This is a genomic window from Candidatus Planktophila versatilis (genome assembly GCF_002288265.1).
GTDB classification, from domain to species: domain Bacteria; phylum Actinomycetota; class Actinomycetes; order Nanopelagicales; family Nanopelagicaceae; genus Planktophila; species Planktophila versatilis.
In genome coordinates, this window is the sequence record NZ_CP016778.1 from 602,423 (window position 1) to 615,058 (window position 12,636).

11 protein-coding genes and 2 rRNA genes are annotated in these 12,636 nt (G+C 49.5%); 11 read left to right on the forward strand and 2 right to left on the reverse strand.

Translation table 11 applies throughout. The annotated features are described in order from the left end of the window. The first annotated feature begins 131 nt into the window (after positions 1–131). From A1sIIB76_RS03055 to A1sIIB76_RS03100, 11 genes are all read left to right on the forward strand, one after another. Positions 132–3,223 (forward strand): 23S ribosomal RNA (locus tag A1sIIB76_RS03055). A gap of 122 nt (positions 3,224–3,345) precedes the next feature. Further along, a 5S ribosomal RNA gene (gene rrf, locus A1sIIB76_RS03060) occupies positions 3,346–3,462 on the forward strand. Positions 3,463–3,553: 91 nt separating this feature from the next. Continuing rightward, a complete protein-coding gene (locus tag A1sIIB76_RS03065) occupies positions 3,554–4,399 on the forward strand; it encodes a tetratricopeptide repeat protein (RefSeq protein ID WP_095696996.1) in 846 nt (281 codons plus the stop codon). Positions 4,400–4,485: 86 nt separating this feature from the next. Next, positions 4,486–4,857: a single-stranded DNA-binding protein gene (locus A1sIIB76_RS03070; protein ID WP_223298195.1), complete on the forward strand. Its 372-nt coding sequence runs from the start codon at positions 4,486–4,488 to the stop codon at positions 4,855–4,857. A gap of 40 nt (positions 4,858–4,897) precedes the next feature. Then, positions 4,898–5,200 (forward strand): hypothetical protein, encoded by a 303-nt coding sequence (locus A1sIIB76_RS03075; protein WP_095674770.1) that lies wholly within the window; start codon positions 4,898–4,900, stop codon positions 5,198–5,200. Continuing rightward, a complete protein-coding gene (locus A1sIIB76_RS06905; protein WP_190277083.1) occupies positions 5,197–5,343 on the forward strand; it encodes a hypothetical protein in 147 nt (48 codons plus the stop codon). Before A1sIIB76_RS03075 ends, A1sIIB76_RS06905 begins: the two co-directional genes overlap by 4 nt. A 9-nt stretch (positions 5,344–5,352) precedes the next feature. Then, entirely contained in the window at positions 5,353–6,141 is a 789-nt protein-coding gene (locus A1sIIB76_RS03080) for a TlyA family RNA methyltransferase (RefSeq protein WP_095684674.1), read from the forward strand. Next, complete coding sequence (locus A1sIIB76_RS03085; protein WP_095684675.1) at positions 6,141–6,998, forward strand: NAD kinase; 858 nt, start codon at positions 6,141–6,143, stop codon at positions 6,996–6,998. The genes A1sIIB76_RS03080 and A1sIIB76_RS03085 overlap by 1 nt, the downstream gene beginning before the upstream one ends. Further along, positions 6,991–8,712 (forward strand): DNA repair protein RecN, encoded by a 1,722-nt coding sequence (recN, locus tag A1sIIB76_RS03090; protein ID WP_095684676.1) that lies wholly within the window; start codon positions 6,991–6,993, stop codon positions 8,710–8,712. Before A1sIIB76_RS03085 ends, recN begins: the two co-directional genes overlap by 8 nt. A gap of 29 nt (positions 8,713–8,741) precedes the next feature. Then, complete coding sequence (locus A1sIIB76_RS03095; protein WP_095696997.1) at positions 8,742–10,376, forward strand: CTP synthase; 1,635 nt, start codon at positions 8,742–8,744, stop codon at positions 10,374–10,376. Between the two features lie 18 nt (positions 10,377–10,394). After that, positions 10,395–11,312 carry a site-specific tyrosine recombinase gene (locus A1sIIB76_RS03100; protein ID WP_095696998.1) on the forward strand — a complete coding sequence of 306 codons (918 nt, stop codon included), beginning with the start codon at positions 10,395–10,397 and terminating at the stop codon, positions 11,310–11,312. Here the strand turns inward: A1sIIB76_RS03100 and A1sIIB76_RS03105 are convergent, their stop codons facing one another. Both A1sIIB76_RS03105 and A1sIIB76_RS03110 read right to left on the reverse strand, forming a co-directional pair. Then, entirely contained in the window at positions 11,313–11,726 is a 414-nt protein-coding gene (locus A1sIIB76_RS03105; protein ID WP_095674776.1) for a hypothetical protein, read from the reverse strand. Further along, positions 11,723–12,607 carry a ParA family protein gene (locus A1sIIB76_RS03110; RefSeq protein ID WP_095684679.1) on the reverse strand — a complete coding sequence of 295 codons (885 nt, stop codon included), beginning with the start codon at positions 12,605–12,607 and terminating at the stop codon, positions 11,723–11,725. The genes A1sIIB76_RS03105 and A1sIIB76_RS03110 overlap by 4 nt, the downstream gene beginning before the upstream one ends. Positions 12,608–12,636: the final 29 nt, after the last annotated feature.

Here is a 12,636-nt window from a genome sequence, read left to right on the forward strand (position 1 = left end):
AAACCTCTGGACTTAATAAGAAGAGATACTGCTTAACACTTCTGTTTAATTACAGATGTTAAGGAAGTCTCAACTCTTATTGAGTACCGCCCGTATTTTGAGAACTACACAGTGGACGCGAGCATCTTTGTGGAAAAATTATTAAGCGCACATGGCGGATGCCTTGGCATCAGAAGCCGATGAAGGACGTAGTAGGCTGCGATAAGCCTCGGGGAGTTGTCAAACGAACTTTGATCCGAGGATTTCCGAATGGGGAAACCCAGCTGGAGTAATGTCCAGTTATTTCTATCTGAATATATAGGGTAGATAAAGGGAACGTGGGGAAGTGAAACATCTCAGTACCCACAGGAAGAGAAAACAACCGTGATTCCGTTAGTAGTGGCGAGCGAAAACGGAAGAGGCCAAACCAATACTGTGCCAAGCCGGCAGGCGTTGCAGTATCGGTGTTGTGGGACCAGTTAGATTGGACTGCCGTTCAATCAAAGAGTCAGAAATTAATTAAGTAGATGAATGGCGTGGGAAAGCCAGTCATAGAGGGTGAGAACCCCGTAGTCGAAACTTAGTTAACTCTTTATTGGTATCCCAAGTAATACCGAACTCGAGGAATTCGGTATGAATCTGGCGGGACCACCCGCTAAGCCTAAATACTCTCTGATGACCGATAGCGGACTAGTACCGTGAGGGAAAGGTGAAAAGAACCCCGTAAGGGGAGTGAAATAGAATCTGAAACCGTGTGCGTACAAGCCGTTGGAGCGACGTAAGTTGTGACAGCGTGCCTTTTGAAGAATGAGTCTACGAGTTAGTGTCGTGTTGCAAGGTTAACCCGTCGAGGGGAAGCCGTAGCGAAAGCGAGTCTGAATAGGGCGTTTGAGTAGCACGATCTAGACCCGAAGCGAGGTGATCTACGCATGGCCAGGTTGAAGCGCGGGTAAGACCGCGTGGAGGACCGAACCCACTAATGTTGAAAAATTAGGGGATGAGCTGTGTGTAGGGGTGAAAGGCCAATCAAACTTCGTGATAGCTGGTTCTCTCCGAAATGCATTTAGGTGCAGCGTTGCGTGTTTCTTACCGGAGGTAGAGCTACTGGATGGTCGAGGGGTCCTACAAGATTACCAACATCAGCCAAACTCCGAATGCCGGTAAGTGAGAGCGCAGCAGTGAGACTGTGGGGGATAAGCTTCATGGTCGAGAGGGAAACAACCCAGAATAGCAACTAAGGTCCCAAAGCCTGTGCTAAGTGGAAAAGGATGTGAAGTCGCATAGACAACCAGGAGGTTGGCTTAGAAGCAGCCACCCTTAAAAGAGTGCGTAATAGCTCACTGGTCAAGTGATTTCGCGCCGACAATGTAACGGGGCTCAAGCACAGCACCGAAGTTCTATCATTCAAGCACTATCCCGGTCGCAAGATCCAGGAGCTTGGATGGGTAGGAGAGCGTTGTGTGACTGGTGAAGCGGCAGAGGAATCTAGCCGTGGAAGTCACACAAGTGAGAATGTAGACATGAGTAGCGAGAGAGGGGTGAGAAACCAGTCCGCCGAAAGACCAAGGGTTCCTGGGCCAGGCTAATCCGCCCAGGGTAAGTCGGGACCTAAGGCGAGGCCGTCAGGCGTAGTCGATGGACAACTGGTTGATATTCCAGTACTCGCTTATTTTCGCCCAGGACGAATCAACTAATGCTAAGGCCGTGAAGTTGATCTGGCTTTTGTCAGATTGATGGAACCGCTGACCCGGTGTTGTAGTAGTTCAGCAATGGTGTGACACAGGAAGGTAGTCCAGCCCGGGCGATGGTTGTCCCGGGGTAAGGTCGTAGGGCGTTACGTAGGCAAATCCGCGTAACACATGCCTGAGAGCTGATGCCGAGCCGTAAGGTGAAGTGGATGATCCTATGCTGTCAAGAAAAGCATCTAGCGAGAAAATAAGTGACCCGTACCCGAAACCGACACAGGTGGTCAGGTAGAGAATACCAAGGCGATCGAGATAATTATGGATAAGGAACTCGGCAAAATGCCCCCGTAACTTCGGGAGAAGGGGGGCCCTTTGACGTGTAGGAGTTTTCCTCCGAAGCGTTGGAAGGCCGCAGAGACCAGGCTCAAGCGACTGTTTACCAAAAACACAGGTCCGTGCGAAGTAGCAATACGATGTATACGGACTGACGCCTGCCCGGTGCTGGAAGGTTAAGGGGACTGGTTAGCCGCAAGGCGAAGCTGAGAACTTAAGCCCCAGTAAACGGCGGTGGTAACTATAACCATCCTAAGGTAGCGAAATTCCTTGTCGGGTAAGTTCCGACCTGCACGAATGGCGTAACGACTTGAGCGCTGTCTCATCCGTAAACTCGGCGAAATTGCATTACGAGTAAAGATGCTCGTTACGCGCAGAAAGACGGAAAGACCCCGGGACCTTTACTATATCTTGATATTGGTGTCCGGAACGGTTTGTGTAGCATAGGTGGGAGACTTTGAAGCGGGCACGCCAGTGTTTGTGGAGTCATCGTTGAAATACCACTCTGATCGTTTTGAACTTCTAACCTCGGTCCGTAATCCGGATCAGGGACAGTGTCTGGTGGGTAGTTTGACTGGGGCGGTCGCCTCCTAAAAAGTAACGGAGGCGCTCAAAGGTTCCCTCAACCTGGTTGGTAATCAGGTGTCGAGTGTAAGTGCACAAGGGAGCTTAACTGTGAGACAGACATGTCGAGCAGGTGCGAAAGCAGGAACTAGTGATCCGGCGGTGGCTTGTGGAAGCGCCGTCGCTCAACGGATAAAAGGTACCCCGGGGATAACAGGCTGATCTTGCCCAAGAGTCCATATCGACGGCAAGGTTTGGCACCTCGATGTCGGCTCGTCTCATCCTGGGGCTGGAGTAGGTCCCAAGGGTTGGGCTGTTCGCCCATTAAAGAGGCACGCGAGCTGGGTTCAGAACGTCGTGAGACAGTTCGGTCCCTATCTTCTGTGCGCGTAAGAAACTTGAGAAGGGCTGACCCTAGTACGAGAGGACCGGGTCGGACGAACCTCTGGTGTGTCGGTTGTTCCGCCAGGAGCACCGCCGATTAGCTACGTTCGGAAGGGATAACCGCTGAAAGCATCTAAGCGGGAAGCTCGCTTCAAGATTAGGTTTCTCATTGGTTTACCAAGTAAGGCCCCCAGGAGACTACTGGGTTGATAGGGTGGAAGTGGAAGAGTCGTAAGACTTGGAGCTGACCACTACTAATAGGCCGAGGATTTAACTACAAAGTTGCTACGCGTCCACTGTGTGGTTCTCGAGATACGGTCGAGAACCACAAATAAGGAGATCTTCTTCAATGAAGATCAGACTTCTTAGTTGTGAGTTCATGTCCAAAACTCAATAGCGTTTCGGCAACCATAGCGTGAGGGAAACACCCGGTCCCATTCCGAACCCGGAAGTTAAGCCTTACAGCGTCGATGGTACTGCACGGGTGACCTTGTGGGAGAGTAGAACGTTGCCGGACTTCTTTTATAAAAAGGGGCGCTTATTCGTAAGCGCCCCTTTTTTATTTCTCAAGAAGTTAGAATGATTCAGATAATTAAGGAGATTAACCTATGGAAGAGCGTCCACGCAATAACAGCGGTCGTCCATCTTCCGGTCGTCCTTCATCAGATCGCCCAGCTCGTGGTGGTCGCACAGAGCGTCCAGGGGCTCCCCGCAAGGTATCTGAGGGTCGTGAAGTCAGCGATCCACGCGGGTTTCAAGCCCCTCCACAAGAACGAGACCAATCTCGTATTCGTCCAAGAATTTTTGAACCAGATATTCCAGAAGATGTCACCGGTGAAGAGTTAGAAAAAAGTGTTCGCGCCGAGTTATTAAGTTTGTCGGCAGAAAATGCCAAGGTTGTTGCGCGCCATATGGTCTGTGTCAATCTTTATATGGATGTTGATCCGGAATTGGCACATAAGCACGCTGTTGCCGCGGCCCATCACGCTGGGCGTTTAGCTGTTGTCCGCGAGACAGCCGGTTATGCCGCCTATCGCGCCGGGCATTATGAAATTGCGCTAAAAGAATTACGCGCTGCCAACCGAATTTCTGGTGATGTCTCGATGTGGCCGGTCATGGCCGATTGCGAACGAGGTCTTGGTAAACCACTGAAAGCGTTGAGTTTGGCTGGTTCACCAGAGGTGAAGCGACTTGATAAGTCGGAAGAGATTGAGATGCGCATTGTGGCATCCGGTGCTCGTCGTGATCTGGGTGAAGTAGATGCCGCGGTTGTCACTTTGCAATGTAAGGAATTGAAGAATGAAAGTGATGAGTGGGCGGTGCGCTTGCGTTATGCCTATGCCGATGCGCTGGAGGCTGCCGGAAGGTTAGCGGAAGCTTCCGAGTGGTTTAGCAAGTGTGCAGCTATCGATCATGAGGAATCTACTGATGCACAAGAGCGGGCAGCGAAATAATTATCCACATCAGCAAATAATCGGCAAGAAAGTGTCATAGCCATCAATCATCATCGCGTCTTAACAATTCGCATGAAGGGCTCACGATGTCACCAGTTGCTAAAGCTGCCACCAAAAAGAAGTCAGTTAAACAAGTAGTCTCAGATGATGTTGAGATTGATTACTCGCTCAACGATCTCTTGCTTCGAGGTCGCGTATCGGCGCAAGCCACAAGTAAAGAATTGCCCAGTGGCGATAAAGTCGTTGAATTTAGGCTCATCATTACTCGATCCGAACGAGAGGGTGTCGACACTCTTGATATTGCCGCATGGAGTGCCAAGAGTCGCAAGATTGCCCTGACACTGCAAGGCGATGAGTGGATTGAAGTCTCAGGTTCGATTCACAGACGGTTTTGGCAGAGCCCTACCGGCGTTGCTAGCCGTTGGCAGATTGAGGCCGATGAAATCCTGCGCCTTTAGCTTAAGCGCGCTGGACAGGTAAAATCGCTACGCTAAGGCTATGGCTAAGACCCAACCGTCGGAATTCTTTTCCACCTTAAAGAGTTACGCCCAGAAGCTTTCCGATGGAGAACGCACGCCCGCCGAAGTCGCCGCAGCGCTCAATGACTGGGCCAAGGAGAGCGCCGATTCAGTCAAAGGGCGAATCCATGATGAGGTTGAGGCCGCGGTTTTGAAGATGGGCTTTGTTAAGCGCGAAGAGTTCGATGAACTTGCTAAAGAGGTAAAACGTTTGAAGAAGGCGCAATCAAAGAAATCTGATGGCAAGAAATCGGCGACGAAGAAGAAGGAAAGTAGAAAATGAGCGAAGAAGAGTTAGATTTAGTGCAAAAGGTTCGGGAAGAACTTGAAGAGATTGAAGTCAGTGATATCTCAGAGCACTCTGCTCGTTTTGAAGCACTCCATGAAAAATTGCAAGAGTCACTTAAGTCAATCGATAATCTCTAGCTAATTGCCATGAAAACTCGTTTAGATGCCGAACTCGTTCGACGCGAACTAGCACGCTCGCGTGAGCATGCGGCAGATCTGATTGAGTCTCGTTCTGTTCTAGTCGGTGGAATTCCAGCAACAAAACCAGCTTCGCAAGTTGATGCCGAGACCTCCATAGTTCTACAAGGTGATCGAGATGATTTTGTCTCGCGCGGTGGCCACAAGTTAGCCGGCGCCTTGGATTTCTTTACCGGGGTAGAGATCGATGGGCGCACATGTCTTGATGCGGGGGCTTCAACTGGTGGATTCACAGATGTCTTATTGCGACGCGGGGCAAAACTCGTTGTTGCCGTTGATGTGGGATATGGCCAGCTGGCATGGGGGCTACGACAAGATCCGCGAGTGAAAATCCTTGATCGCACAAATATTCGCCACCTTACTGGTGATCAAATCGCTGAAGATATCGATCTCGTGGTTGCAGACCTTTCCTTCATTTCACTTTCTTTGGTCTTGCCAGCGCTGGCTGCAGTCTCAAAGCCCGATGCCGATTTTGTATTAATGGTGAAACCTCAGTTTGAGGTGGGTCGTGAAAAGTTGGGTGCTGGTGGTGTTGTACGAGATCCTGCTTTGCGCAGGGCTGCAGTTCTAGATGTTGCAGAGTCTGCCTACGATGTTGGACTCGGCACACTTGGAATCGCTGCAAGTCCACTTCCAGGACCTGCTGGCAATGTTGAATATTTCCTATGGTTACGACGTGGTGCACCTGAAATTAATGAAACAGCACTTGATGAAGCGATTGCGGCAGGTCCGGAATAATGAGTATTCGTAGCGTCGCATTTCTTGTTAATCCATCTCGCCCAGAAGCGATTAGCGCGGCCGGTGAGTTAGCACCGCTTCTTTTCTCAGCTGGATTTTCACTCTACACAATTTCCGATATTGAAATCGAAGGAATCAAGAAGGTAGCCGCGGCAGATCTACCAGAGATTGAATTAGCAGTAGTACTGGGTGGCGATGGAACAATTCTTCGAGCCGCTGAGGTAACCCTTACCCGCAAGATTCCGCTGCTTGGTATTAACTTGGGAAATGTTGGATTCCTGGCTGAAGTAGATCGGCCAACAATTAAAGCGATAGCACAGAGCATTATTGATAAGAGTTACGTGAGTGAAAACCGGATGGTTCTGCAATTCGAGATTGAACGTGGCGGAAAAGTTGTCTCAACTGGTTGGGCGCTCAATGAAGTAACTGTTGAACGTGATGCGACCACGATGGTTGAACTCTTCGTTGAAATTGATCGGCGCCCCTTATCGCACTGGGGCTGCGATGGAGTCATTTGCTCAACCCCAACTGGTTCAACTGCCTACGCATTTAGTGCTGGTGGTCCAGTTTTATGGCCTGAAATTGAAGCTTTGGTCTTACTACCAATCTCTGCTCACGCACTCTTTTCTAGACCAATGGTGGTTTCTCCGAAGTCAGAGATCATCATCACCGTGGAATCTTCCGCTGCCTTGTTATCGGCAGATGCTCTTCGTAAGACACCATTGCAGTTAGGTGATCGAGTGATCATCACTCGTGATGAACGCACCATTAAGTTATCGCACGTCTCATCAACGCTCTTCACCGACCGCCTGGTTGCAAAGTTCAAGCTTCCCGTTGAAGGTTGGCGCGGTGAGTGAACGCTCCTTCCTAGAAGAGATATCTATTCGAAATCTCGGAGTTATCGAACAATCAGAACTCGAGTTAGGTCCAGGGCTGAATGTCCTCACCGGTGAAACTGGCGCCGGCAAGACAATGATTCTCACAGCGCTCTCTTTAGTTCTTGGTGGAAAGAGTGACAGCGCACTAGTTAGACACGGTGCGGATCGACTCAGTGCCTCAGCAACTTTCTCCATTGCTTCATCGCAGGTTCAAGGGTTAGAGGAGTTAGGCGCCCAGCTTGATGCCAACTCACTGATCATCTCGCGCACTGTAAATGCGGATGGGAAAAGCAAAGCAGTCTGTGGGGGAGTCACAGTTCCGGCTGGAACGTTGGCCACTATCTCCCAGAACCTCATTGAGATTCATGGCCAGTCAGCTAATGCCCAAATCACTAAAACTTCAACCCAGCGAGAGTTGCTAGATCGCTTTGGGGGCGCAGCAATTGCATCCGTTCTAAGTGCCTACCAACTCAGTTACGCGAACTATTTAGAGATAAAGGCCCGCTTAGCAGATTTGAAAAGTTCTTCCAGCAAGCGAGATTCTGACATCGCACAGCTTCGAGAGTTCATCACCGCCTGGGCAACTCTGAAGGCTGTTCGTAATGAGTGCAGTGCAACTGAGGATGAGATTAATCGATTATCCAGTGTGGAAGACCTTCGGATAGCAAGTCAAAGTGCCAAAGAGGCTTTGGAGACAGAAGAATCGGGTGCTCTCACACTTTTGCATTCAGCAAGACGAGCACTCGATTCAGTTAAAGCAAAGGATTCCCGGCTTGAATCTATCGCCGAGCGGGTGAGTGAAGCAGTTTTTATTCTAGATGATGCTGCAACTGATCTTGCTTCCTATGCCACCGGACTTGAGGCAGATCCAAGTCGACTCGACGCTCTCAATGAACGCAAATCGCAATTAAGTGCATTCATTAAGAAGTGGGGTGCGAGCGGCAGTGGTGATGAAGAACTCGTATTACTGGCTTCGAAAGTTAAGAGCGGCAAGGAAGTCATAGCCGACTTAGAAGGCGGAGATGATCGAATCGCCGAGCTTGAAGGCTCACTAACAGTGGCAAAGAAAGATCTGCTGAAGAATGCGAAGTCGTTGACAGAAGCCCGAGGCAAGCAAGCGGAGAAGCTCTCTGATTTAGTGACGACTGAAATACACGCACTTGCCATGCCGCACACCCAGTTCTTTGTTGAGGTTTCATCTCCTGATTATTCGGCGAACTTGAAAGAGTCTGATTTCACTCAGCTTGGTTGTGATGAAATTTCAATGCTAATTCGTGCTCACACCGATGGTCCGAAGGTAGCTCTGGGTAAAGGTGCAAGCGGTGGTGAAATGTCTCGCATCATGTTGGGTCTGGAAGTGGTCATCGCCCAAACGCACCCGGTGGGGACATATATTTTTGATGAGGTAGATGCCGGCGTTGGCGGCAAAGCCGCTATTGAAGTGGGAAAACGTCTGCATCAACTTTCGAAGCAAGCCCAAGTTATTGTGGTTACACATTTGCCGCAGGTGGCTGCGTGGGCAGACACCCATTTTGTGGTGAAGAAGAGCAGCGATGGTTCTGTAGTCGCATCAGGTGTGGCCAAGGTTCAGGATGCTGATCGCGTGGAAGAGATAGCCAGAATGCTTGCTGGGCTTGAAGAATCGACTAGTGCGCGCGAACACGCGAGCGAACTTTTGGCGCTGCGCGGGTAGAGCGCAATTTGATGATAGGTTGGTCTTCCATGAGCCAGCCGCATGTGACTAAACATATTTTCGTAACTGGCGGAGTCGTCTCAAGTCTTGGTAAAGGCCTCACAGCTTCATCTTTAGGTCGCCTGCTAGTAGCCCGCGGCATCCGCGTAACAATGCAAAAGCTCGATCCATACCTGAACGTTGATCCAGGCACCATGAACCCTTTCCAACACGGAGAGGTATTTGTCACCGATGATGGTGCTGAGACAGATTTAGATATTGGTCATTATGAGCGCTTCCTTGATCGCAACCTCGAAGGTTCGGCAAATGTCACCACAGGTCAGATTTATTCGCGAGTAATTGCGCGCGAGCGACGTGGTGAGTATCTAGGTGAGACCGTACAAGTGATTCCGCATATCACCAACGAGATTAAAGAACGTATGTTGGCTAATGATTCAGATGAAGTAGATGTTGTCATCACTGAAATCGGTGGAACTGTCGGAGATATTGAGTCTCAGCCATTTCTCGAAGCTGCGCGTCAGCTTCGCCAAGATGTGGGTCGCGACAATGTCTTTTACCTTCACATTTCACTGGTTCCATATATTGGGCCTGCAGGTGAACTCAAGACCAAACCAACACAGCACAGTATCGCGGCCCTTCGTAGTATCGGAATTGCACCTGATGCCGTGGTCCTGCGTTGTGATCGTCCGATACCGGCTGGGATAAAGAAGAAGATTTCTCTAATGTGTGACGTTGATGTTGAGGCCGTTGTTGCCGCCGTAGATGCTCCCTCAATTTATGACATCCCAAAGGTTCTCAACAGTGAAGGTCTTGATTCCTACATCGTCCGCAGACTCTCTTTAGGTGGTCATGAAGTTCAATGGGGAGAGTGGGATGCGCTCTTACAGAAAGTTCATCATCCTTTGCACACCGTAAAGGTGGCCCTCGTTGGAAAATATATTGATTTACCAGATGCGTATTTATCGGTTTCGGAAGCACTTCGTGCCGGTGGATTTGCAAATAGCGCAAAAGTTGAACTTGTCTGGATTCCTAGTGATGATTGCGAGAGCGAAGCGGGTGCAAAGAAGGCACTTGGTGGAGTGGATGCAATCTGTGTTCCCGGTGGCTTCGGTATCCGTGGAATCGAAGGAAAGCTTGGTGCACTCAAATTTGCTCGTGAAAACAAGATTCCAACACTGGGTCTTTGTTTAGGTCTGCAGTGCATGGTCATTGAGGCGGCTAGAAACTTAGCTGGAATAGCAGATGCCAATTCAGCAGAGTTCACGCCAGAGAGTGGCACACATGTGATTGCAACGATGGATGACCAAAAGAATATTGTTGCGGGCCAGGCCGATATGGGCGGCTCCATGAGACTAGGTCTCTATCAGGCAGCGCTAGTACCAGGTTCCATCGTTGCTGGGGTTTATGGAAGTACTGAGATTTCTGAACGTCATCGCCACAGATATGAAGTCAATAATAAGTATCGCGATCAAATTGCAGCCGCTGGCTTGGTTTTCTCCGGGATGTTTAAAGAGCGTGATTTAGTGGAGTTTGTTGAGCTACCTCGCGAAGTTCATCCATACTATGTTGGAACGCAAGCTCATCCCGAGCTTCGATCACGACCAACAAGACCGCATCCATTATTTGTCGGTCTCATTGCTGCAGCACTTGCGCAGAAGAAGTAGGTATAGCGCGGGGGATTGATGAACTTTCACACCGCCAGTACCAACTACCTCAATCATTTACGTATCGAGCGAGCATTAGCCACAAACACCATTGAGTCTTATCAACGAGACTTAGGTAAGTTTGCACTTTTTCTTAACTCTGGCAACGAGGATTTTTCACATCTATCACCAACACACATTGAAGCTTTTGAAGTTTTCCTGAAAGATACCAAAATGAGTGGATCGAGCATCAACAGGTGTATTTCCGCACTCAAAGGTTTCTATCGATACTGTGCTCTTGAATATGAGATTTCAAATCCCATGACTGAATCAACGACGCTCAAGACCCCACGACGTCTGCCTAAGGCATTATCAATCAGCGAAATCACCTCGCTGATTGAATCAGCTAAGCGAGAGGGAGATCCAATCTCGCTCCGAGATATTGCAATCTTGGAAATTTTATACTCCACCGGCGCCCGGGTAAGTGAAGTCATCGGCATTAACTTTGCGGACGTGGCAACACAAGATTTAGAAGGCGAACGAATTTCAGTGGTGAAATTGCGAGGCAAAGGCTCCAAGGAGCGAATAGTCCCACTGGGTAAATTCGCCTTCACCGCACTCGATGACTATTTGGTTCGCACCAGACCACTTCTTGCGGCTAAGAATGCAAAGAGTGAGAGTGCACTCTTTCTTAACTCTCGCGGGAAGCGACTCTCGCGTCAGAGTGCTTGGCAGATAGTTCTAGATTCCGCTGTTGCGACCGGCCTTGAGGGCAAGGTGTCACCGCACGTATTTAGGCACTCATATGCAACGCATTTACTCGATGGTGGGGCAGATATTCGAGTCGTTCAAGAACTACTAGGGCATTCATCGGTGACTACAACCCAGATTTACACCCTGATTACTATCGATAAAGTGCGTGAGAGCTACAGTTCAGCTCACCCGAGAGCGAAGTGATTACAGCCCGCGAAGACGTCGAGCAAGGATGCTCTGATCACCCTTAGCTTCTAAATCAGCAATGATGACAGCGATTGATTCGCGGACAATGCGACCACGATCAACAGCTAAACCTAAGTCACCGCGTAACATCAAACGCGCTTGATCTAGATCAAAGAGCTCATCAGTTGATAAGTACACAGTGATCTTCTCTTCATGAAGTTCGCGACCTGATGGAGATTTCTCGGCCGCGGTAACTCGTCTGCGAGAAATTGTGCGAACACCCTTCTTGGTCTTTGTTTGTGACGTGCCAACCGGTTGTGGGGAAGTGGGTGCAGCAGGTGCGGCTTCAACTACTTGTCGAACGGCGCTCAGTGCTGGGGTATTAGCGCGGAATAATTCATCTGCTCCGGGCAAGCTTGCTCTGCGTGTCATCGGGCGCCTCCTCTGGCGATTAGTTCTCGGGCTAGGCGGCGATAAGACTGTGCGCCACCTGAAGATGATGCGTAGGCGGTGATGGGTTCACCCGCAACGGTTGTCTCTGAGAATCGAATAGTTTTTGCGATGATTGTTTCAAAGACATCCTCTGGATATTTCTCAAGGATTGCAGTGAGAACCTCGCGATTATGAAGGGTCTTGCGGTCATACATTGTTGCCAAAATTCCAATAAGTCTGAGATCAGGATTAAGAAAACTTCTCACCTTATCGATATTGCCCTTAAGCTCGATGAATCCGTGGAGTGCGAAATACTCACATTGCAATGGAACAATTACTTCATCTGAAGCAACCAGTGCATTAATAGTGAGTTGACCCATCGTTGGTTGGCAATCAATGAGAATGACATCGTATTCAGAACTCAGACGTGCTAGCGCGCGCTTGAGATATTGCTGGCCACCGATTTCAGCGCCAAGTGTTGTTTCCGCAGTACCGAGATCACGGTTTGCAGGCAGGAAATCCAAATTTGCAACTGATGACTTAAGTACGATCTCATCGATATTGGCATCAGGTGTCATCAGCGCGTAATAAACAGTGTTTTCAAGTGGGAGGCTATGAGCGTTGACACCTAGACCAAGGGAGAGACCACCTTGTGGGTCGAAGTCGACCAGCAGAACTCGACGACCTAGTTCTGCGAGAGCAGCACCTAGGTTGATTGTGGAGGTAGTTTTACCCACACCGCCTTTTTGATTGAAGATTGAAATGATTTTTGCATGCCCGTGCTCTGTTAAGGGTGCGGGGATCTTAAAATTCTTCGGTTCGCGTCCAAGTAGGCTGGCTGTAGTTGCCACATCATCGTCAAATGTCGATTTAGCGTTCAAGCGAGAAACCTCTTTTCATTTGTCACGAC

Excerpts from the sequence above, each read along its gene's own strand:
- A1sIIB76_RS03070 (WP_223298195.1), top strand. The coding sequence starts at position 4,486 with ATGTCACCAGTTGCTAAAGCTGCCACCAAAAAGAAGTCAGTTAAACAA.
- A1sIIB76_RS03065 (WP_095696996.1), top strand. The coding sequence starts at position 3,554 with ATGGAAGAGCGTCCACGCAATAACAGCGGTCGTCCATCTTCCGGTCGT.
- A1sIIB76_RS03095 (WP_095696997.1), top strand. The coding sequence starts at position 8,742 with ATGAGCCAGCCGCATGTGACTAAACATATTTTCGTAACTGGCGGAGTC.
- A1sIIB76_RS03105 (WP_095674776.1), bottom strand. The coding sequence starts at position 11,726 with ATGACACGCAGAGCAAGCTTGCCCGGAGCAGATGAATTATTCCGCGCT.
- A1sIIB76_RS03080 (WP_095684674.1), top strand. The coding sequence starts at position 5,353 with ATGAAAACTCGTTTAGATGCCGAACTCGTTCGACGCGAACTAGCACGC.
- A1sIIB76_RS03075 (WP_095674770.1), top strand. The coding sequence starts at position 4,898 with ATGGCTAAGACCCAACCGTCGGAATTCTTTTCCACCTTAAAGAGTTAC.
- A1sIIB76_RS06905 (WP_190277083.1), top strand. The coding sequence starts at position 5,197 with ATGAGCGAAGAAGAGTTAGATTTAGTGCAAAAGGTTCGGGAAGAACTT.
- A1sIIB76_RS03100 (WP_095696998.1), top strand. The coding sequence starts at position 10,395 with ATGAACTTTCACACCGCCAGTACCAACTACCTCAATCATTTACGTATC.
- A1sIIB76_RS03085 (WP_095684675.1), top strand. The coding sequence starts at position 6,141 with ATGAGTATTCGTAGCGTCGCATTTCTTGTTAATCCATCTCGCCCAGAA.